Here is a 22,515-nt window from a genome sequence, read left to right on the forward strand (position 1 = left end):
CTCGTCCATGAGCCTCAAGCTCCGCCTCACCGTACTCAATTTCTTCCAGTACTACATCTGGGGCGCGTGGCTGCTGACCATCGGCACCTGGTGGTTCCAGAACCAGCACTGGTCGGGTACCAGCTTCGGCGCGATCTTCTCGACCATGGGCATCGCCTCGCTGTTCATGCCCTCGCTGGTCGGCATCGTGGCGGACAAGTGGATCAATGCCGAACGCCTGTACGGCATGCTGCAGATCTGCGGCGCGGTGGTGCTGTTCTCGATCCCGCACGTCACCGATCCGGAACAGATGTTCTGGGTGATGCTGCTGAACATGTGCTTCTACATGCCCACCATCTCGCTGGCGATCACGGTGGCCTACAACGCGCTCAAGCAGGATGGGCTCGACGTGGTCGTCACCTATCCGCCGATCCGCGTGTGGGGCACGATCGGTTTCATCGCCGCGACCTGGACCACCAGCCTGCTCGGCTTCAAGGCCTCGCCCGCACAGTTCCACGTGGCAGCGGCTGCTTCGCTGCTGCTGGGCCTCTACGCCTTCACCCTGCCCAAGTGCCCGCCCAAGCTGGGCGCCGCCGAGGGCCGCAGCCTGGTCGACAGGCTCGGCCTCACCTCGTTCGTGCTGTTCAAGAACCGCAACATGGCGGTGTTCTTCATCTTCGCGATGCTGCTGGGCGCGGCGCTGCAGCTGACCAACGCCTACGGCGACGCCTTCCTCAGCGACTTCGTCAAGGTGCCCGAGTACGCCAACCTGCTGGCGGTGAAGTACTCGACCATCATCATCTCCATCTCGCAGTTCTCCGAAACCGCGTTCATCCTGACCATCCCGTTCTTCCTCAAGCGCTTCGGCATCAAGGCGGTGATGACGATGAGCATGCTGGCATGGGTGCTGCGCTTCGGCCTGTTCGCGTTCGGCGACCCGGCCGGCGGGCTGTGGATGATCGTGCTCTCGTGCATCGTCTACGGCATGGCGTTCGACTTCTTCAACATCTCCGGCTCGCTGTTCGTGGAAAGCCAGGCCGACCCGAAGATCCGCGCCAGCGCGCAGGGCCTGTTCATGCTGATGACCAACGGCGTGGGGGCGGTGCTGGGCAGCCTGATCGCCGGCTTCGTGATCGACCATTTCTTCACCGACCACAGCTGCAATGACACGGTGCTGATCTGCAAGGACTGGCACGGCATCTGGCTGGCCTTCGCCGGCTACTCGCTGGTGATGGCGCTGCTGTTCGTGCCGCTGTTCAAGCACCGGCACGACCGCGCCGCCGCGCAACGGGTGGTGCCCACGCACTGATCCGGCGGCGGCCGGTCACGGATTGTTATTGCGAATCATTTTCATTTACCATGCGCCTCCTCATGCCGGAGGCCACATGTCCCTTGCCGTTCGCCCGCTCATCCCCTTGCTCGCCCTTGCCCTCGCCGGCACCGCCCAGGCGGCCGACCAGATCTCCGCCGTCACGCTCGAACGGGTCGAGGTTTCCGAAAGCACCCTGCGCATGCCGCAGAGCCAGGGCGCGCTGCCGACCACGATCACGGTGATCACCGCCGAGGATCTGCGCCAGCAGTTGGCGATCAACCCGGACCTCTCCGACGCCATCGGCAACCTGCTGCCCTCGTTCGCCCCCTCGACGCAGAAGCTCAGCTCGCGCGGGCAGACCCTGCGCGGACGCAACCCGCTGTACATGATCGACGGCGTGCCGCAATCGAGCCCGCTGCGCAACGGTTCGCGCGATGCCTACACGATCGACCCGGCGATGATCGAGCGGATCGAGATCGTCGAGGGTTCCAACGCGATGCAGGGGCTGGGCGCCGCCGGCGGCATCATCAACATCATCACCAGGCGTGCACCGAAGCAGGACGGCCTGCGCCAGGAAGTCACCGCCAACGCCAGCGCGCCCACCCGCGGCGGCAACGGCCTGGGCTACGGCGCCTCGTACCTGCTCGCCGCGCGCAGCGGCGCGTTCGAGTTGGTCGCCGGCGCGGCGTGGCGCGAGCGCGGCATGTACGCGGACGCCAAGGGACGGCTGATCGGCGTCGACGGCACCCAGGGCGACCTGATGGATTCGGCGAGCACCGACGGCTTCCTCAAGCTCGGCTACGACTTCACCGACACGCGCCACCTGCAGCTCACCGTCAACCGCTTCGACCTCAAGGGCCACGGCGACTACACCGCCGTGTCCGGCGACATGGCCAACGACCTGCCGACCACGTCGGTGCGCGGCAAGCAACCCGGCGACGCCCCGCGCAACCGCGTGCTGACCAGCAGCCTGGACTACCGCGACACCGCGCTGGCCGGCGGCGAGCTGCGCGCCCAGCTCTACCACCAGAAGAACCGCGAGCTGTTCGGCGGCGGCACGTTCGGCACCTTCCAGGACCCGGCCTATGGCCCCGGCCTGCTGTTCGACCAGTCGCAGAATGTCTCGACCAAGGACGGCGCGCGGCTGTCATGGGCACGGCGCGGCCTGCTCGACGACACGCTCACCGTGCTGGCCGGCGCCGACGGCTACCGCGACACCACCTTCCAGGAACTGACCCACACCGGCCGCCACTGGGTGCCGGACAGCACCTACACCGGCTGGGCGCCGTTCCTGCAGGCCGAATACTGGCCGCTGCACACGCTGTCGCTGTCCGGCGGCCTGCGCCGCGAGCACGGCACGCTGGATGTGCCCACGTTCCAGACGCTCGCCTTCTACAACGCCGTCACCGTGCAGGGCGGCAAGCCCAGCTTCAGCAAGACGCTGCCGAACTTCGGTGCGGTCTGGTACCTCACCGGCCAACTCAACCTGTTCGCCAGCTACGCCGAGGGCTACACCCTGCCCGACGTGGGGCGCGTGCTGCGCGCGATCAAACAGCCCGGCCAGAGCGTGGCCGACTTCCTCGACCTGAAACCGGTGGTGTCGGACAACCGCGAGGCGGGCGTCGAGTATCTCGGCGAACGCGCGGGGGCGCGCCTGAGCTACTACGTCTCGCGCTCGCGGCTGGGTTCGGTGCTGGTGTTCGACGCGCCCAACCAGGTCTACAACGTGATGCGCCAGCGCGTGTCCATCAGCGGCTGGGAGGCGCGCGCGAACTGGCAGCCGCTGGAAGGCACCCGGCTGGATGCCTCCTTCGCGATCAACCGCGGCCGCTCCGACCGCAACAGCGACGGCAGGATCGACTCGGACCTGGACGGCGCCAACATCGCGCCCAACCGGCTCAACCTGTCGTGGACGCAACGCTGGAACGACGCCTGGTCGAGCTACCTGCAACTGAGCCACCTGTACAGCCGCGACTTCAGCACGCTGGGCCAGCGCACGGCGCACTTCGACGGCTACGGCACCGCCGACGCCTACGTGAAATGGCAAACCAGGAGCGCCGGCGACTGGACGCTGGGCGTGCAGAACCTCGCCAACAAGCAATACATCAACTATGTCTCGCAGACCGTCGGCGACGACGACTCGTACTTCGCCGGCCGCGGCCGCGTGGTCTCGCTGACCTGGCAGCAGGCCTTCTGAAGTGTCCGCCGCCGCGACCGCGATCGAGGCATCCGCGCGCCGCGCCGACGCGGTGCGGTACTGGCTCAAGCGCCTGCACCGGTGGGTCGGCCTCAGCGTCGGGCTGGTCTACGCGCTGATCGCGCTCAGCGGCAGCGTGCTGGTGCTGCAGGGTCCGCTGCTGCGGCTGCTGCATCCGCCGCTGGCCGCACATGCGTTGCCCGACGCGGCGGCGCGCGCGGCCGTGCTATCGCGCATCACGCACGAATGGCCGTCCAGGGGACTGCGCGGCGCCGATCTGCCGACCGCCGGGCTGCCGGTATGGCAACTGTATTTTTCCGACGGCTCACGGCGCTACCTCGATCCCACCAGCGGCGACCTGCTGCTGACGCGTGCACCCGGCAGCGACCTGCTGCTGACCTTGCGCGACTGGCACACCCACCTGCTCGCCGGGAAAACCGGCGAGGCCGTGCTGGGCGTGCTTGGCTGGCTCATGCTGGGGCTGCTGCTTTCCGGCGTGTGGCTGTGGTGGCCGGGCCGGCGGAACCTGCGCGGCAGCCTGCGCCTCCATACCCAGCCACCGGCACGGCGCTGGGTCAGCTGGCATCGCAGCATCGGCGCGCTCAGCCTGCCGTTGCTGCTGCTGGTGACCCTGACCGGCACCTTGATGGTCTACGGCAAAGGCACCCGGCACGTCCTGCAGACACTGTTCGCGGATGCGCCGGCCACGCCGACGCCGGCCCGCATCGCGCCGCGCCCACAGGCGATCGACTGGGCGGCGGTGCTCGACGCCGCGCAGCACGCGCTGCCGGGCGCCGAATTGCGCCGCATCGCGCTGCCCTCGGCCGACGACGGCCGCGTGACGATCCGCGCGCGGGCGCCGGGCGAATGGCATCCGGTCGGGCGCAGCCAGGTGTGGCTCGATCCCTACCGGGCCCAGGTGCTGGGCGCCGTCGACGCCACCGCCGAGGGCACCGGCGCGCGCATCAGCAACGCGGTCTATCCGCTGCACGCCGGCAGCGTGGGCGGCCTGGCCGGGACGCTGCTGGTGCTGCTGTGCGGCCTGCTGCCGCCATTCTTCCTGGTGACCGGGTTCCTGTTCTGGCGCACGCGCCAGCGGCGCCAGCGCCGATAAGCCAGCGCCGATAAGCGATCCCGGAGGCCGTCGGCGCGGCCGTTTCCGCGATTCACCTACAATGGGCGGATGCAAATCGGCCCTTACCTGATCGACCCGCCGCTGGTGCTCGCCCCGATGGCGGGCGTCACCGACAAGCCGTTCCGCCTGCTGTGCAAGCAGCTGGGCGCGGGCCTGGCCGTGTCCGAGATGACCAGCGCCGACCCGTCCCTGTGGCAGACGCGCAAGTCGCTGCGCCGGATGGACCACGCCGGCGAACCCGAGCCGGTCAGCGTGCAGATCGCCGGCTACGATCCCGCGATGCTGGCCGAGGCGGCCCGCTTCAACGTCGCCAATGGCGCGCAGCTCATCGACATCAACATGGGTTGCCCGGCGAAGAAGGTGTGCAATGTGTGGTCCGGTTCCGCGCTGCTGCAGGACGAGCCGCTGGTGGCGCGTATCGTGAAGGCGGTGGTGGAGGCGGTGGACGTGCCGGTGACACTCAAGATCCGCACCGGCTGGAACCGCGAGAACAAGAATGCGCTGAACATTGCGCACATCGCCGAGGACGCCGGCATTGCCGCGCTGGCCGTGCACGGCCGGACCCGCGCCGACAAGTACGAGGGCGAGGCCGAGTACGCCACCATCGCCGCGGTGAAGGCCAGCGTGCGCATCCCGGTGCTGGCCAACGGCGACGTCTGCACGCCGCAGCAGGCGAAGCACGTGCTCGCCGTCACCGGCGCCGATGCCGTGATGATCGGCCGCGGCGCGCAGGGCCGGCCGTGGATCTTCCGCGAGATCGCCCACTACCTCGCCACCGGCGAACTGCTGCCCGAGCCCGAACCGGCCGAAGTCGCCGCGATCCTGCTCGGCCACCTCGAACACCTGCATGCCTTCTACGGCGAACCGGCCGGCGTGCGCATCGCGCGCAAGCACCTGGGCTGGTACGCGAAGGACCGTCCCGAGAACGCCGCGTTCCGGCAGGTGGTCAACCGCGCCGAGACGGCCAGCGAACAGTTGCGGCTCACCCGCGACTACTTCACCGCGCTGGCGAGCGGTCTGGCCATGGCAGCCTGAGCGCGCAGGCAGTCACCGCGGCAGCTGTCCGCGCAAACCGCTGTCCATCTCAGGCCATCGCGCGTTCCAGATAACGCTGGCGCTTGCGCGGTCGCAGGCATTCCAGATCCACTTCGATCAGGCCATCGATGGAGCCGCTGAACTCCGGGTCCACGCCGAAAGCGAGGAAGCGCGCGCCGCCGGGTTCGCACAGTTCGGTGTACTGCTTGTACAGCGTCGGCACCGAGGTGCCGAGCCGGGCCAGCGCGGTTTTCATCGCCTCGAACGCGGCGGTGATGTCGAGTCCGTCGAAGGTCGGTGCCGGCGCCGCGAAGGCGAACGGCCGGCGCGCGCTGGCCAGCGTCCGTTCGCTGCCGTAGAAACGCTGGTAGTAGCCGACCAGCTGCTCGCTGGCATGCCGCGGCAACGCCGCGCTGATCGACACCGCACCGTAGAGGTAGCGCACGCCCGGGTGGCGCCGCAGGTAGGCGCCGATGCCTTGCCACAGGTAATCGAGGCTGCGGCTGCCCCAGTAATCCGGCACCACGAAGCTGCGACCCAGCTCCAGCCCGGCGGCCAGCCGCGGCACGGCCGCGTCGGCGTAGCGAGACAGCGAGGCGGTGTACAGGCCGGCCAGTCCGGCGCGGGCCAGCGCCTCGGCGCCGCGCATCACGCGGTAGGCGCCGGCGATGCGGCCGGCCTGCGCGTCCCACACCAGGATGTGGTCATAACTGGCGTCGTAGCGGTCGAGGTCGCGGCTGCAGCCGGTGCCCTCGCCGACCTGGCGGAAGGTCAGCTCGCGCAGGCGGCCGATCTCCTGCAGCAACGGCGAACCGCCGGCATCGCGCGCCAGGCGGATCTGCTTGCCGTCGCTGGTGGCGCCGAGCAGCTCGGTCGCGTCCACGGCGCGCACCAGTTCGCGCGCGCCGATGGCCGGCGCCAGCGGCAACGGGCCCACGGGTGCGGGCGTTTCCGCGCGGCCGGCGGCATCCAGCGCGTGGCGGACGCGCCGCACGGCCGCGTGCTCGCCTTCGCTCTCGCCGATCGTCAGCAAGTCGCCCACGTGCAGGTGCAGCGGACGGCGGTGGCGGGTGAACATCTCGCGCGCCAGCAGCGCCGCCGATGCCGGCCGGCACAGCGCCGACATGCCGTAGAACAGCGCGGAATTGCGCGCCTCGACACGCACCGGCAATACCGGCGCCGACGCACGCCGCGCAAAACGCAGGAAGCCGGCGCGCCAGCGGCCGTCGCGCACGCCGCGCAAACCCAGCCGCGACACCTCGCCGGCGGGAAACACGATCACGCATTCGCCCCGGCGCAAGGCACGTTCGACCCGGCGCAACTCGACCACGCCGGCGGCGCCGCCGAACACGCGCACCGGCAGCAGCAGTTCCGCCAGCGGTTCCACCAGCGCCAGCACCTCGTTGGCAAGCACCCGCACGTCGCGCCGCACGCGTCCCACCATGTCCAGCAGGGCCAGCGCATCGAGCGCGCCGCAGGGATGGTTGGCGACCACCAGCAGCGCCCCGTGCGCGGGTATGCGCACCAACGCGGCGGTGTCGACCTCATGGCGCGGTTCCAGTTCGCGCAAGGCAGCCGCGACGAAGGCCAGTCCGCGCAGCTGCGCATGTTCGGCATGGAACGCGTCGATCCGGTCGAGACCCGACCAGCGCGCCCACCACCGCAGCAAGGTCGCCGCGAGGCGCCCGCGCCGACCGCGAAACCAGCGTGGATAACGCTGCCGCAAACGCTGCTCGATGGCTTGCATGTCACGCCCCTCGCGTTGGCCTGACGCCAGCTTGCGGAGCTTCGGCGACACCACGATTGCCCCGCTGCGACAGCGGCGTGACAGCCGTGGCGTCGAACCGCTCCGCCACGACACGCAGGCCATGCCTGCGTTAGGCTCGGGATTGCCGTGCCCGCATCCGGACGTCCGAGGAGTACCGATGAGAAAACGCCTGTGGCCGCTGTGCCTGCTTTCCCTGCTGGCGCTGGTATCCGTCAGCGGAGTCCACGCTGCCGGCCAGACCATCAAGGTCTACCCGATCGCCGCCGGTACCGCCGCGACGGTGACGCCGGCCACCGAGCTCAAGCGGGCGAACCAGCCACTGCTGGTCGGGGTGAAGGTGGCGCCGCCGTTCGTGATCGAGGACCACGGCCACTACAGCGGCCTGGCGATCGACCTGTGGCAGGAGATCGCCGCCGACCGCGGCTGGAAATACGTCTACCGGCCCTACGACCTGGACGGCCTGCTGCAGGCGGTCAGCGACAGCAAGGTGGACGTGGCGCTGGGCGCGATCACCGCCACCGCCGCGCGCGAACAGCGGATGGATTTCGCCCACCCGATCACCAGCTCGGGCCTGGCCGTGGCGGTGCGCGGCGGGCAGACCGCCGGCTGGCTGGCGGTGGCGCGGGCACTGGTGTCGCCGGCCTTCCTCAAGGTGATCGGCTCGCTGACGCTGCTGTTGCTGGTGGTCGGCTTCCTGGTCTGGCTGCTCGAACACAAGCGCAACCCGGAGCAGTTCGGCGGCAGCCGCCGCCAGGGCATCTTCTCCGGCTTCTGGTGGGCGATGGTGACGATGACCACGGTCGGCTATGGCGACACCGCGCCGCGCACGGTCGGCGGACGCATCATCGGCCTGGTGTGGATGCTGGCCGCGCTGCTCATCGTGTCGTTCTTCACCGCGGCGATCACCAGCGCGCTGACCGTCGGCCAGCTCAGCGAGCGCATTCGCAGCGCCGCCGACCTGGGCGGCATGCGCATCGCCAGCGTGCCGGACAGCACCAGCGCCAACTGGCTCGACCGCGAGCAATTCGACTACGCCAAGGCCCGCGACGTCGATGCCGCGCTGGCGGAGCTGGCCGCCGGCCGCGTCGACGCCGTGGTCTACGACGAACCCCTGTTGCGCTGGAACATCCGCCGGCACTTCCGCGGTCAGCTGAAGGTGCTGCCACTGCTGCTGGAGCGGCAGGACTATGCTTTCGCCCTGCCCACCGGCAGCCGCCTGCGCGAACCGATCGACACCTCGCTGCTGCAGCGGATCAACGCGCCGGACTGGCCGCAGCGGCTGGACAAGGCCTTCGGCGCAACCGGCCAGTGAACGGGCCAACGCGCGACGCCAACCCGTTCGGCCGTCCATACGGCTGAACGGAAACCCACCCCCGCCACGCCCCGCGGACGGGGAGGCTGCAAAGTCGAAGTGGTCGATGTATCATGCCCGACCTCTTTTATCTTTCTATCCGTACAAAGGGATATAAACCGCGATGTCCAACTACCTGTTCACCTCCGAATCGGTCTCCGAAGGCCATCCGGACAAGGTCGCCGACCAGATCTCCGACGCCGTGCTCGACGCGATCATCGCGCGCGACCCGCGCGCCCGCGTGGCCTGCGAAACCATGGTCAAGACCGGCGTGGCGATCGTCGCCGGCGAAATCACCACCGGCGCCTGGATCGACCTCGAGGCGATCACCCGCAAGGTGATCCTCGACATCGGCTACAACTCGTCCGACGTCGGCTTCGACGGCGCCACCTGCGGCGTGATCAACCTGATCGGCAAGCAGTCGCCGGACATCAACCAGGGCGTGGACCGCAAGAACCCGGAAGACCAGGGCGCCGGCGACCAGGGCCTGATGTTCGGTTACGCCACCAACGAAACCAAGGATTTCATGCCGGCGGCGATCTACTACTCGCACCGGCTGGTCGAGCAGCAGGCGAAGATCCGCAAGCGGAAGAACTCGCCGCTGCCGTGGCTGCGCCCGGACGCCAAGAGCCAGGTCACCCTGCGCTACGAGAACGGCGTGGCCACCGCGATCGACGCCGTGGTGCTGTCGACCCAGCATGACCCGTCGGTCAAGCAGAAGGACCTGGTCGAGGCCGTGCGCGAGCACATCCTCAAGCCCGTGCTGCCTGCCAAGCTGATGCACAAGGCCACCAAGATCCACATCAACCCGACCGGCAAGTTCGTCATCGGCGGCCCGGTGGGCGACTGCGGCCTGACCGGCCGCAAGATCATCGTGGACACCTACGGCGGCTGGGCCCGCCACGGCGGCGGCGCGTTCTCCGGCAAGGACCCGTCCAAGGTCGACCGCTCGGCCGCCTACGCCGCGCGTTACGTCGCCAAGAACATCGTCGCCGCCGGCATCGCCGACCGCTGCGAGGTGCAGGTGAGCTACGCGATCGGCGTGGCGCATCCGACCTCGATCTCGGTCACCACCTTCGGCACCGGCAAGATCAGCGACGAGAAGATCGAGAAGCTGATCCGCAAGCACTTCGACCTGCGTCCGTACGGCATCCTGCAGATGCTCGACCTGATCCACCCGATGTACCAGCAGACCGCCAGCTACGGCCACTTCGGCCGCACCCCGCAGGTGGTCAAGGACGCCAGCGGCAAGTCCTACACCACCTTCTCGTGGGAAAAGACCGACCGCGCCGAGGCGCTGCGCAAGGACGCGAAGCTGTAGGAGCGCATCTTGTGCGCGAACACCGCGCACCGAAAAAAACGGGCCGCCTCGCGCGGCCCGTTTCGTTTTGCCGTCGTACGCCTCACCGTCCCGGGACACGACGCGCGCCAGCGCAATCATCGCTGATTTCTTTGCCGCCGCGGGCAGCATTGCCCTACGCCCATCCGCGCGCCGCACCGATTCCACGCCCGTTCCGCCGGACTCATGCTGAACTTTCCACCAATGCAGATCGCAAGGAAGCCGCATGCCTTCAGTCCCGCGCCGCCACCATCCCTTTGCCCTGACTGCCGTGCTTCTGCTGGCGCTGGCACCCCCGCTCGTTGCGGCGCAGACCGGGCAAATGGAAGGCGAGAACCTGCTGATGTCGCTCCCCGACGGCTTCGTTCCCGCCTACCACAATCAAAAGGGTTCCGTGGCGATCTCCGAGATGATCCCCAGCGGCGAGACGCTCGATCACTGGAGCGAGATCCATACGATGCTCGTCCTCTACGGCGGCGGTAACCTGCCGATCGATGCCTATGTCGAGCGCGTGGGGCAAAGCTTCCGCAAGGATTGCGACATGGCCGACACGGTTCCGATCGCCAGTGGCACCGAGAACGGCTACAAGTTCGCGTTCTGGCTGCAGACCTGCTCGTACTTCGACCGGAAGAAGCCGCCGGAAACCACCTGGTTCAAGATGATCAACGGCAACGACAGCAGTTATGTCGTGCAGCACGCGGTGCATGCCGAGCCGACCACGGAGCAGACCGTGCGCTGGGCCCGGTACTTCGCCACGGTCAAGGTTTGCGACTCGCGCATTCCCGACCGGGCTTGCCCGCACGTCCAATAGCCGGCTCGGGCGCCGCCGGTCACGCCGCAACGTCGCTGCCAAGTACAATGGGCGAATGTCCCTTATCCAATTGCAACGCGTCGACTTCAGCATCGGCGGCCCGCTCCTGCTCGAACACGTCGATCTGTCGATCGAGGCGAACGAGCGTGTCTGCATCGTCGGTCGCAACGGCGAAGGCAAATCCACCCTGATGAAGCTGATCGCCGGCGAGCTGCACGCCGACGACGGCGAGGTGCGCATCCAGAACGGCGTGGTGGTAGCGCGGATGGCGCAGGAAGTGCCGCAGGGCACGGCCGGCAGCGTGTTCGACGTGGTCGCCGAAGGGCTGGGCGATCTCGGTCGGCTGCTGGCGCGCTACCACCACCTGCTGGCCGAAGGCGACTTCGACGCGCTCGGCGACGTGCAGCACCAGATCGAGGCGCAGCACGGCTGGGACCTGGACCGCCGCGTCAGCGACGTGCTGACCCAGCTGGAACTGCCCGGCGAGACCGACTTCGCCGCGCTGTCCGGCGGCATGAAGCGCCGCGTGCTGCTGGCCCAAGCGCTGGTGCGCAAGCCCGACGTGCTGCTGCTGGACGAACCGACCAACCATCTCGACATCGAGGCGATCGGCTGGCTGGAAACCTTCCTCAAGCAGTTCGCCGGCAGCATCCTGTTCGTCACCCACGACCGCAGCTTCCTGCGCGCGCTGGCGACGCGCATCGTCGAGATCGACCGCGGCGCGCTCACCGACTGGCCGGGCGACTACGACAACTACCTGCGCCGACGCGAGGAACGCCTGCACGCCGAGGCGCAGGCGAACGCTCTGTTCGACAAGAAGCTGGCGCAGGAGGAAGTGTGGATCCGCCAGGGCATCAAGGCCCGGCGCACCCGCAACGAAGGCCGCGTGCGCGCGCTGAAGGCGCTGCGTGCGGAACGTGCGCAACGCCGCGAGCTGGGTGGCAACGTGAAGATGACGGCGGCCAGCGCGCAGGCTTCGGGCAAGAAGGTGATCGAGCTCAGGCACGTGCACCAGGCCTACGACGGTCGCGTGCTGATCGACGACCTCACGACCACCGTGATGCGCGGCGACCGCATCGGCATCATCGGCCCCAACGGCGCCGGCAAGAGCACCCTGCTGAAGATCATGCTGGGCGAACTCACCCCGCTGCGCGGTACCGCCGAGCTGGGCACCAATATCGAAATCGCCTACTTCGACCAGCACCGGCTGCAGCTCAACGACAAGCTCAATGCGCTCGACAACGTGGCCGAGGGCCGCGAGTTCATCGAGCTCAACGGCCAGCGCAAGCACATCATCGGCTACCTGCAGGATTTCCTGTTCTCGCCCGAGCGCGCCCGCGCGCCGATCACCCGCCTCTCCGGCGGCGAGCGCAACCGCCTGCTGCTGGCCAAGCTGTTCGCGCAGCCGTCGAATCTGCTGGTCATGGATGAACCGACCAACGACCTCGACGTCGAGACGCTGGAGCTGCTGGAAGAACTGCTGACCGACTACCAGGGCACCCTGCTGCTGGTCTCGCACGACCGCGCCTTCCTCGACAACGTGGTCTCCAGCACCCTGGTGCTGGAAGGGGAAGGCCGCATCGGCGAATACGTGGGCGGCTACAGCGACTGGCTGCGCCAGCGGCCCACCGCGCGCAGCACCCCGGCCACCGGCAAGGCCGCCGCGCCGGCTCCGACACCTGCGGCGCCCGTGGCGGCAAAGCGCAAACGCAGCTTCAAGGAACAGCACGAGCTGGAGCAACTGCCAAAGCGCATCGAGCAACTGGAAGGCGATATCGCCGCGCGCACCGCCGCGATGAACGAGCCGGCCTTCTTCCAGCAGGACAGCGCGGCCATCGTCAAGGCGAACGAGGCGCTGGTGAAGTTGCAGGCCGAACTGGATGCAGTCTACGCGCGCTGGTCGGAATTGGATGGCTGAGCGAAGCAGGAGTGAGCGCAGAGCAGAGACCTCCCGCTCATGTGCTTTCTCTCGTTTCTCACGCCTCTCCACTCACTTCTCGCCCTTCCTCCCGGCGTATCATTCGGGGATCTTTCCCACGGACTGCCACGCATGTACACGCTCTACTACGCCCCGGGTTCGGCCAACCTGCTGGTGCACCTCGCCCTGCTCGAAATCGGTGCCCCGCACGAGCTCAAGCGCATCGATCTCGACAAGGGCGAACAGCGCAGCGCCGCGTACCTGGCGATCAACCCGAATGGCGTGGTGCCCACCCTGCTGGTCGACGGCCAACCGCACGGCGAGGCGGCAGCGCTTGCCTTGCTGCTGGCCGAGAGGCATCCCGAGGCGGCACTGGCGCCCGTCCCCGGCAGCGCGCAGCGCGCCGACTACCTGCAATGGATGCTGTACTTCGCCAACAACCTGCAGCCACTGTTCCGCCAGTGGTTCTACCCCGGCGAACACCTGGCCGACGGTGCCGACACGATCAAGCAGGCCGCCCGCGCCGGCATCGAAAAATGCTGGACGAAGATCGACGCCCATCTCGCCGCGCATGGCCCGTACATGCTCGGCGACCGCTTCAGCATGGTCGACCTCTACGCCCTGATGCTGATGCGCTGGTCGCGCAACATGCCCAAGCCCGCCACCGAATGGCCGCAGCTGGCCGCACTGGCCACGCGCCTGAAGGCACGGCCGTCGTGGAAACAGGTCTGCGATGCCGAGGGCCTGATCGAGTGGGCCTGAGTCCATGAGCGACACCCCCGGCACGGACGCCTGGGCCGTCTACCTGCTCGAATGCGCCGACGGCCGCGTCTACACCGGCATCGCCCGCGACCCCGAACAACGCTACGCGAAACATCTCGCCGGCAAGGGCGCCCGCTTCACCCGGTCCAACCCGCCGAAGCGATTGCTGGGCTGGGTCTGGGTCACCGACCACGGCGATGCATTGCGACTGGAAATGGCATGGAAGAAGCTGCCGCGCGCCCAGCGCATCGCAGCGCTGCAGGCGAGCCTCGATCCGTAGGGGCGGGCACTGCCCGCCGCACTTTGCCGGAGCCGGCGGTCACTACCCTCCACACTTTTGGTCATCCCGCCCCGAGGCATCGCCAGCTAGTGGGCCTCCTGCGACAGCGGACGGTTGGGTAGCCACAGTTGCGCGATGGCGCCTGCGCCATCGCGGGCGGTGAGGCTGACGCCACCTTCGTGCGCTTCGGCGATCTGCCGCACCAAGGCCAGGCCGATGCCGGAGCCGCCGGGCTTGGTGGTGAAGAACGGCACGAACAGGTTGTCGCTGCCGGGCAAACCCGGACCGTCGTCGAGAATGTCGATCAGCGCGCGCCCACCCTCGCTGCGCCAGCGCATCAACACGGCGCCACCGGTGGACAGGCTTGCTTCAACGGCGTTGCGCAGCAGGTTGATCAGCGCCTGTTCGAGCTGGTCGGGATCAGCCTGCACCGGCAGCGGCGCGCCCTGCTCCACGGTCACGATCATGCGTTGTTCCAGCCGCGCCACCGCCGGCACCAGCACGGCCAGGTCCAGCTCGCGCTTCTGCGGCGGCGGCAACGCGGCGAGCCGGCTGTAGCCGGCCAGGAAACGCGCCAGCGATTCGGCGCGGTTGCCGATCACCTGCAGGCCGCCGCGTGCGTCGTCGCGCCAGTCCTCGGCCAGCGGTTCGCGCGCGATCAGGGTGGCCAGTGTGCCGGCCAGCGAGCTGATCGAGGCCAGCGAGTTGTTGACCTCGTGGCCGAGCACGCGCAGCAGGCGTTGCCAGGCTTGGCGTTCTTCCTCGCGCAACACCCGGCCAACATCATTGATTACCAGCAACTGGCCGCTGCGGCCTTCGTTGCGCAACGGCGAATGGCGGATGTCGAAGCGGCCGCTGCGGCCGGGGAATGTGTGCCGCACCACCTGTGCCGACGGCGCGGCCAGCAGCGCGTCGAGTGCCAGCTCATCGGCGCGGCAGCCGATCAGCGCGTGCCGCTCGCCGGCGAGCAGGCGCTGCGCGGCCGGATTGAGCAGCCGCAGCCGCGCGTCGTGGTCGAACACCAGCACGGCGCTGTCCAGCGCAGCCAACGTCTTGCCGAGCAGGCGCGCGGAATCCTCGAACTGCAGGCGCTCCTTCTGCAGCCGATCGGCCAGTGCGTTGATGTCGTAGATCGCGTCGCCGAGCACGCCACCCCGCACGCCGCGCATGCTGTAGTCGCCCTCGCGCAGCGCTTCCAACAAGCCGGCCAGGGTGTACAGCGGATACACCACGCGCCGGTGCTGCCAGCGCGCGATCGACGCGGTGGCCACCACGACCACAAAGACCAGCAACCAGCACAACGCACGCCCGGGCACGCCGGCCAGCAACAACACGGCCACGCCGAGCAGGGCCGGCAGCGCCACCAGCCAGTTGCCCAGCAGCACGCGCCGCTCGAACGCGGGCAGGCGGCCGCGGCGGCGGGAGGAATCAGTCGGCATCGTCGGACGAGGGATCGCGCAGCCCGTACTTTTCCATGCGCCGGTACAAGGTCTGGCGGGTGATGCCGAGCGCGTCGGCGGCATGCTGCAGGTTGCCGTCGTGGCGTTCCAGCGCGCTTCGTACCAGATGCGCCTCGGCCTGGTCGATGGTCATGCCGTCGATGCCTTGCGCGGAGTCCGCCCTCGCCGAGCCGGGACCGAATGCCAGCGCCGAGTCGCTGACCAGGTCGTGCTCGGCCAGCAGCGCGGCGCGCTCCATCAAATGACCCAGCTCGCGCACATTGCCCGGCCAGCGCCACGCCAGCAGCGCACGCTCGGCCGACGGCGCCAGCCGCAAACCGCTGCGACCGTAACGCGTCGCGCTGCGCTCCAGGAAGCTGCGCGCCAGCGGCAGGATGTCGGCGCTGCGTTCGCGCAATGGCGGCAGTCGAATTTCCAGCGTATTCAATCGGTACAGCAGGTCCTTGCGGAAGCGACCTGCCTCCACTTCGACGGCGAGATCGGCATTGGTCGCCGAGACCAGCCGCACGTCCACGCTTTGCGTGCGCGAGGAACCAAGCCGCTCGAACTCGCCATCCTCCAGCACGCGCAGCAACTTCGGCTGCTGCGACGCCGGCACGTTGCCCACCTCGTCAAGGAACAGCGTGCCGCCGTCGGCCAGTTCGAAGCGGCCGATGCGCTCGCTCTTCGCGTCGGTGTACGCGCCGCGCACGTGGCCGAACATGTCCGACTCGAACACGTTCTCGGCGATGCCGCCCATGTTGACCTTGACCAGCGCTTTCGCCGCGCGACGCGACTGCGCATGCAAAGCCTGGGCGATCACGCCCTTGCCGGTACCGTTTTCACCCAGCACCAGCACATTGGCGTCGCTGGGAGCGACCCGGGCCACCAGCTCCATCACCCGCCGCATCGCCGGCGACTCGGCGATCAGCGCCTCGCCGCCGCCGCGCAACAATGCGTTCTCCGCTTCCAGCCGACGCTGCCGTCGCGCACCTTCGCCCAATGCAATCTGCGTGCGCACGATGCTGAGCGCACGGGTGTTGTCCCACGGTTTCTCGATGAAATCGCCGGCACCGCGGCGCAATGCATCCACCGCCAGCGGCACGTTGCCCCACGCGGTCATCACCACCACCGGCAACTCCGGCGCGTGCTGGCGCAACGCATCGAGGAGGGCCAGGCCCTCCTCGCCCGAGGTCGTGTCGCGGGTGTAGTTGAGGTCGATCAGCGCGCAGCTGAACTCGCGCTGGCGCACCGCCTCCCGCGCCGCCGTCGGGCCGTCGACGCCGACGCTGGCGATGCCCTCGGACTTCAGCAGCAGGCGCAGCGCCTCGCGCACGTCGGCCTGGTCGTCGACCAGCAGCACGAGGGGATGGGTTTCGCGTGTCATGTCTTCCAGCATAGGGTAGGAGCCCGCTCGCGGGCGATGCTTTTGGCGGGCGATCGAAAGATCAAGCGCATGGCTCGCGAGCGGACTACTGCAAGAAGCATCGCGTCACTCGTAGCGCAGCGCGATCGCGGGGTCGACGCGCAGCGCGCGCAACAGCGGCACCAGCGAAGCGATCAGCGCCACCAGCAACACGGTCAACAGGACCGGGGCGAACACCCGCGGATCGTGCGCCTGCGTGTGCAGCCCGGGATCGGCCAGCAGCGCCGACCACGGCCATGCCAGCAGCAGGCCGATGCCCAGCCCCAGCCCGAGCTGCCACAGCAATTGCCGCCCGACCTCGCGCACGATCGCGCGGCTGCCCGCACCGATGGCACGGCGGATGCCGATCTCGCGGGTACGCTGGGCCACCGAGAACGCCAGCACGCCATACAGTCCCGCGCCGGCCAGCAACAGCGCGACCAGCCCCAGCGCGCCGAACACGGTACTGAGCACGGTCAATCCCGCCCGCGCCTCGGCCATCGCGGCGGCCTGGCTTCGCACGCCGTACACCGCCGCCTGCGGCTCGACCGCGTGCACGGCATCGGCCAGTTGCTGCGCGGAAACGCCGCCGGCGACGTGCGCGCGCACCGCCAGGCCCACGGCATGCAGCGGCAACTGGCCGGCCGACTGGTCCAGCGGCAGCAGCAGGCCCGGTCGCGGCTTTTCCAGCACGCCATCCAGCTGCAACGGCTCGATCACGCCGATCACGGTCAGCGTGGCGGCAAACGGACGGCCGGGCCACAACACCAGCTTGCGGCCCACGGCGTTGTCGTGCGGCCACATCGCGGTCGCCATCTTCGCGTCGACCACGGCCACCGGTGCGCTGTGCGCACGGTCGCGCGTGTCGAAGAAGCGGCCTGCCCGCAGGTGAACGCCGTAGGTCCCGAGGAAATGCGGACCGACGATACCCATCTGCGCGCGCGGCCAGCCCTCCGCGGGCTGCGGGTGGCCCGGCAGCGAGACGTCCTCGTGGCTGCCCAGCACCGCGCCGGGCACGGTATCCGATCCGGTGGCGTCGACCACGCCCGCACCCTGGCGCAGGTGTTCGCCCACCGCGTCGAAAAAGCGGATGCGCCGCGCATCGTCGGTATAGCTGGCCGCCGGCAGCATCACATCGGCGGTGAGCACCTGCGTCGCATGCGCCGCACCGGCCACCGGCTGCGACAGCACGCTGCCCACCGCGCGCACGAAGGTGCCCGCCCCCACCAGCAGCACCACGGTCAGCGCGACTTCCGCCATCACCATGACCCGGGCCACGCGGGCGAAGCCGGCACCCGAACCCTTGCCGCCGTCGCGCAGCACGTCCTGCAGGTCGGCGCGCGCGGCGCGCCAGGCGGGGATCACGCCTGCCAGCGCGGTGCTCAGCACGGCGGCCACGAAAGCCGCCACGAGCACCCGGCCGTCGAGGCCGAAATGATGGAAGGGCGCGGCGCCCGACGCATCGTTGAAGTACACCGAGACGATCCAGCGGTTTCCCCAGTGCACGATCGGCAGCGTCACCGCCAGCGCGGCCAGGCTCAGCAGCAGGCTCTCCGTCAGCGCCGCGGATACCAGTCGCATCCGACTGCCGCCCAGGGCGCCGCGCAGCGCCAGCTCGTGACGCCGCTGCAGGGTCTGCACCAGCTGGAGGTTGGCCACGTTGACGCAGGCCAGCAGCAGCACCAGCGCGGCGGCGCCGAACATCAGCCATACCCACTGGCGCATGTCCTCCGGCACAAAGCTGAACTTCCACGGTTTGAGCGTGACGCCACGGGTGTGCTTCCCCGCTGGCAGCGCGGCCTGCAGGCGCGCCGCCCACGTGTCCAGCTCCGCGCGCGCCTGCGCCAGTTGGTGGTTGGCCGCCAGGCGAACCACGCCCCACACATCGCGGTGCTGCCCGGGCGGCAGCTTCAGCGGCAGCCAGACCTCGCTGCCGCTGACCGGCATGCGCGCCGCCCTTGCCGGCAGCACGCCCACCACGGTGGCCCACTCGCCATTGATCCGCACCTCGCGGCCGGCGATGTGCGGATCGGCCTTGAAACCACGCCGCCACAGGTTCTCGCCCAGCAACACCACGTCCGCGGCGCCGGGCGCCTCGTCCGACGGCAGCAGGCCGCGCCCCAGCAGCGGCGTGACGCCCAGCAGCGGCATCATCGAGGCGGTCACGCGACTGCCCGGGTAGTACGTCGCGCCGCCGTTTTCCTCCACGCCCGCGCCAATGGGGACGTAGGCACCCACCTCGTCGGCGCTGCGCAGGCCGTCGCGCAGGGCCAGGTACTGGTCGCTGTCGAGGCTGCCGATGCCGTTGCCGCTGTGCGACGGTTCGCCCAGCGCCATGAGGCGTTCGGGATGCGGTACCGGCAACGGTTCGAGGATCAGCGTGTTGACCAGGCTGAACAGGAACAGCGTCACCCCCAGCCCCACGCCCAGCACCGCCACCGAGAGCAGCGCATAGCCGGGCCGCCGCGCCAGCCGTCGCCAGGCCTCGCGAAGTTCGCGCACGATCATCGTCACTCTCCCCTCAAGGCACGCATCGGCGCCACGCGTGCCGCTCGCAGCGCCGGCAACAGGCAGGCCAGCAAGCCGGCGAACGCAAGCACCACGCTCACACCGGCCATCACCAGCGGGTCCAGCGCACCGGCGCGGCCAATCAATCCCATCAGCACCTGCGATGCCGCACGTGCCGCCAGCCACGCCCCGGCCATGCCCAGCGCCAGCCCCGCCGCAATCTGCAGCAAGCCGCCGCGCAGCACCAGCTCCAGCAGTCGCGAAGGTCTGGCACCCAGCGCCATGCGCACGCCGAACTCTCGTTCGCGCGTGGCCACCGCCACCGCCACCACGGCGTACAGCCCCGCCGCGGCGAGCAGCAGCGCGAGCGTGGCGAACAAGCCGATCAGCCACAGGCTGAGCCGTGCGCTCGCGGTGGTCTGCTGCACGACGTTCCGCATCGTGCGCAAGTTGGCGATCGGCTGCTCGGGCGCGATCTCGGCCAGCGCCGCGCGCACGCCGTCCTGCCAGTCCATCGGGTTGCCGTGGCCGCGCAACGCGAAGCGCAGCGGCTCCAGGTGACGGACCAATGCCATCACCGGATCGGGTACCTGCGCCAATGGCACGTACAGCACCGGTTGCATGGGCTGCAACGGCCCCTTCTGATAGGTGGCGCCCACTACGCCGACGATGTGCAGCGAAACAAGCTTGCCGTCAACGCCTGTCATCTCGATCCGCTTGCCCACCGCATGACCGCCGTAGAACCTGTCAGCCAGATCCTGGCTGACGATGGCCACCTGCTCGCCTCCTGTCGTGTCGTCACGCGAGAAGTCCCTCCCCTTGAGTAACGGGATGGAGAACAAGCGGAAAAAGTCGTCCCCGATACCGTGGTACTGGGACGCGAACTCCCGCCCATCCGGGGTGTGCAGGGTGGTTTGCAGCTGACCCATCATGCCGTTGCTGGCAGGCAGGTTCGTGGTCACCACGGCGTCGGCGACGCCCGGGATCACGCGCAGCCGCTGCACCAGCCGCCGCGACAGGCCCCACACCGAGGCGACATCCGGGTAATCGGCCCGCACCGGCGCCAGGTCGAAGGTGAGCACATTGCTGTCGGCAAAGCCAAGATGCATCCGCGAGGCGTCATAAAGCCCATGCATGAACACGCCAGCCGCGCACAGCAGCACCGTCGCCAACGCCACCTGCGCCACTACCAGTACGCGGCCCAGCCGCCCGCCGCGCAGACCGATGCCGCTACGGCCGCCCTCGCGCAATTCGTCCACCGTCGTCGCGCTGCGGCTGCGCCACAACGCGAGCCCCGCCGCCAGCAGCGCGCCGAGCATGCCCACGGCGAACGCCAGCAGCCACGCCGAAGCACGGACATGCAGGCGACCGCCCCACAACCACTCGGCGGGAATGAAGCCTTGCAGCAAGGCCAGGCCAGTCGTCCCCAGCGCCATGCCCGCCAGCGCGCCAGCGCCACCGACCAGCAGGCCCTCGCCCAAGGCCGGCAGTATCAGCCGCAACAGCGGTGCGCCCAGCGCGCCGCGCACCGCGGCGTCGTGGTTGCGCGACAACGCACGCAGCAGCATCAGGTTGGCGAGGTTCACCAGCGCAATCAGCAGCACCAGCACCGCGCTGGTCATGAACAGCAGCAGCATCGGCCGCGCGTCCTGCCGCATGACGGACGCCAGATGCAGGGCGCCGAAGCGCGGCTTCTTCCAGTTGCCGCCCATGCCCATGTCGCGGTACATGGTGCGCTCGCGCGCATCGGCCTGCGCCGACACGGCGGCGATGTCGGCACCGGGTGCCAGCCGTGCAAGCGCCAGAGTGCCGTTGTGGCTGTAATCGCGGCTGCCCACCGGCACCGCCGTCGGCAGCACCACGTCGCCCGACCCAAGCACGGTGTTGAAGGCCGCCGGCAGCACACCCACGATGGTGTGCGGCACGCCTTCCACCTGCAGGCTGCGGCCGATCACGCTGCGGTCGCCGCCGTAACTGCGCAGCCAGAAGCCGTAGCCGAGCATCACCACGGGCGGGCCGTGCGGATGATCCTCCTGCGCATCGAAGTTGCGCCCCAGCACCGGCTGCAGATCCAGCGTGGGCAGCAATCCCTTGTCCATGCGGATCAGCGGAACCTGCGCCGGCACACTCACGCCGGCGACATTCACCATCGAACCCGGCCACCACAACCCCAGCGAGGCCACGCCGTCGAGCTTGTCCAGGTACTGGTATTCGTGCGGCGAGATGCCGCCCACCTGACTGGTGTCGCGGATCTGGCCCAGCACCACCAGTCGCGACGGCTGCGGTACCGGCAGGGGTCGCCACAAGCTGTTCTGAATCAGCGTGGTTACCGCCACGCTGGCGCCGACGCCGAGCGCCAGCACGCCGGCAGCCAGCAACAGGAAGCCGGGCCGGCGCAGGCTGGCGCGCCACGCGCGCCAGATCTCGGCAAGCCAGACGTTCACGCGCCGACTTCCACGCGCTGGCCGATCAGCGCGTCCAACCGCTGCTCGTCCTCGTGGCGCAGGCGCTCGTAGGTTTCCTCGTCGACCACGCGGCCGTCGAACAGGCGGATCTTGCGCTGGGCGAGTTCCGCGTAGCGCGCGTCGTGGGTGACCATGCAGAGGGTAGCGCCGCCCTTGTGCAGTTCGTCGAGCAGGGCCATCACCGCCTCGCCATTGCGCGAGTCGAGGTTGCCGGTGGGCTCGTCGGCGAGCAGGATCGCCGGCCGGCCGACCAGCGCGCGGGCCACCGCCACGCGCTGTTGCTGGCCGCCGGACAACTGCGCCGGGTAATGCCGCATGCGATGCGCCATGCCGACGCGCTCGAGTGCTTCCTGCACGCGCTCGCGCCGTTCGGCGGCGCCGATGCCGTTGCGGTAGGTCAGCGGCAGTTCGACGTTCTCCTGCACGCTCAGGTCGCCGATCAGGTTGAACGCCTGGAAGATGAAGCCGATCTCGGCGTTGCGGATGCGCGCGCGCTCGGCCGCGTTCAGTGCCGCGACGTCATGCCCGTTCAGCACGTAGCGGCCGGCGCTGGCGGTGTCGAGCAGGCCGAGGATCGACAGCAGGGTGGTCTTGCCGCAGCCGGACGGCCCGGAGATGGAGACGTACTCGCCGCGCGCGATGGACAGATGCACGTCAGCGAGTGCATGGGTTTCCACCTCGTCGGTCTGGAATACCTTGCGGATGCTGTCGAGGGTGATGACGCTAGTTGACTGGTTCATGACGATACCGAGAGACATGAGGAGTGAGGAGTGAGTGGAGAGAAGTGAGTGAGGAGCATGAGGGTGCGGGC

At 69.1% G+C, this 22,515-nt stretch carries 16 protein-coding genes; 10 read left to right on the top strand and 6 right to left on the bottom strand.

Going from position 1 to position 22,515, the window contains the following annotated elements:
• Positions 1-7 precede the first annotated feature (7 nt).
• From ACVCL9_RS10710 to dusB, 4 genes are all read left to right on the top strand, one after another.
• Complete coding sequence (locus tag ACVCL9_RS10710; protein ID WP_447098145.1) at positions 8-1,288, top strand: nucleoside permease; 1,281 nt, start codon at positions 8-10, stop codon at positions 1,286-1,288.
• Positions 1,289-1,364: 76 nt separating this feature from the next.
• The gene (locus ACVCL9_RS10715) at positions 1,365-3,488 is read left to right on the top strand and encodes a TonB-dependent receptor (protein ID WP_447098144.1); all 2,124 of its coding nucleotides are present in this window, start codon (positions 1,365-1,367) and stop codon (positions 3,486-3,488) included.
• Between the two features lies 1 nt (position 3,489).
• Positions 3,490-4,602 carry a PepSY-associated TM helix domain-containing protein gene (locus ACVCL9_RS10720; protein ID WP_447098143.1) on the top strand — a complete coding sequence of 371 codons (1,113 nt, stop codon included), beginning with the start codon at positions 3,490-3,492 and terminating at the stop codon, positions 4,600-4,602.
• A 69-nt stretch (positions 4,603-4,671) separates the two neighbouring features.
• A complete protein-coding gene (gene dusB, locus ACVCL9_RS10725) occupies positions 4,672-5,658 on the top strand; it encodes a tRNA dihydrouridine synthase DusB (RefSeq protein ID WP_447098142.1) in 987 nt (328 codons plus the stop codon).
• Positions 5,659-5,707: 49 nt separating this feature from the next.
• On the opposite strand, the gene ACVCL9_RS10730 is transcribed toward dusB, so the two are convergent.
• Positions 5,708-7,405: a lysophospholipid acyltransferase family protein gene (locus ACVCL9_RS10730; protein WP_447098141.1), complete on the bottom strand. Its 1,698-nt coding sequence runs from the start codon at positions 7,403-7,405 to the stop codon at positions 5,708-5,710.
• A 178-nt stretch (positions 7,406-7,583) separates the two neighbouring features.
• Here ACVCL9_RS10730 and ACVCL9_RS10735 point away from each other — a divergent pair, with 178 nt between their 5' ends.
• The 6 genes from ACVCL9_RS10735 (at position 7,584) to ACVCL9_RS10760 (ending at position 13,887) form a co-directional block, all read left to right on the top strand.
• Positions 7,584-8,738, top strand: coding sequence for a transporter substrate-binding domain-containing protein (locus ACVCL9_RS10735; protein WP_447098140.1), 1,155 nt, complete (start codon positions 7,584-7,586; stop codon positions 8,736-8,738).
• Between the two features lie 163 nt (positions 8,739-8,901).
• Positions 8,902-10,098 (top strand): methionine adenosyltransferase, encoded by a 1,197-nt coding sequence (metK, locus tag ACVCL9_RS10740; RefSeq protein WP_447098139.1) that lies wholly within the window; start codon positions 8,902-8,904, stop codon positions 10,096-10,098.
• A 289-nt stretch (positions 10,099-10,387) separates the two neighbouring features.
• Positions 10,388-10,927, top strand: coding sequence for a hypothetical protein (locus tag ACVCL9_RS10745; protein ID WP_447099570.1), 540 nt, complete (start codon positions 10,388-10,390; stop codon positions 10,925-10,927).
• A 55-nt stretch (positions 10,928-10,982) separates the two neighbouring features.
• Positions 10,983-12,845 (top strand): ATP-binding cassette domain-containing protein, encoded by a 1,863-nt coding sequence (locus tag ACVCL9_RS10750; RefSeq protein ID WP_395120121.1) that lies wholly within the window; start codon positions 10,983-10,985, stop codon positions 12,843-12,845.
• A 132-nt stretch (positions 12,846-12,977) separates the two neighbouring features.
• The gene (locus ACVCL9_RS10755) at positions 12,978-13,607 is read left to right on the top strand and encodes a glutathione S-transferase family protein (protein WP_447098137.1); all 630 of its coding nucleotides are present in this window, start codon (positions 12,978-12,980) and stop codon (positions 13,605-13,607) included.
• A 4-nt stretch (positions 13,608-13,611) separates the two neighbouring features.
• Entirely contained in the window at positions 13,612-13,887 is a 276-nt protein-coding gene (locus tag ACVCL9_RS10760) for a GIY-YIG nuclease family protein (RefSeq protein ID WP_447098136.1), read from the top strand.
• Between the two features lie 86 nt (positions 13,888-13,973).
• Here ACVCL9_RS10760 and ACVCL9_RS10765 read toward each other — a convergent pair whose 3' ends face one another.
• The 5 genes from ACVCL9_RS10765 to ACVCL9_RS10785 form a co-directional block, all read right to left on the bottom strand.
• Positions 13,974-15,326 (bottom strand): sensor histidine kinase, encoded by a 1,353-nt coding sequence (locus tag ACVCL9_RS10765; protein ID WP_447098135.1) that lies wholly within the window; start codon positions 15,324-15,326, stop codon positions 13,974-13,976.
• Entirely contained in the window at positions 15,316-16,713 is a 1,398-nt protein-coding gene (locus tag ACVCL9_RS10770) for a sigma-54-dependent transcriptional regulator (RefSeq protein WP_447098134.1), read from the bottom strand. Before ACVCL9_RS10770 ends, ACVCL9_RS10765 begins: the two co-directional genes overlap by 11 nt.
• Before the next feature lie 105 nt (positions 16,714-16,818).
• Positions 16,819-19,239, bottom strand: coding sequence for an ADOP family duplicated permease (locus ACVCL9_RS10775; RefSeq protein WP_447098133.1), 2,421 nt, complete (start codon positions 19,237-19,239; stop codon positions 16,819-16,821).
• Between the two features lie 2 nt (positions 19,240-19,241).
• On the bottom strand, positions 19,242-21,683 hold the full coding sequence (locus ACVCL9_RS10780; RefSeq protein ID WP_447098132.1) for an ADOP family duplicated permease: 2,442 nt from the start codon (positions 21,681-21,683) through the stop codon (positions 19,242-19,244).
• Entirely contained in the window at positions 21,680-22,444 is a 765-nt protein-coding gene (locus tag ACVCL9_RS10785) for an ABC transporter ATP-binding protein (RefSeq protein ID WP_395120129.1), read from the bottom strand. Before ACVCL9_RS10785 ends, ACVCL9_RS10780 begins: the two co-directional genes overlap by 4 nt.
• Positions 22,445-22,515: the final 71 nt, after the last annotated feature.

Source organism: Rhodanobacter sp. UC4438_H5 (assembly GCF_052978405.1).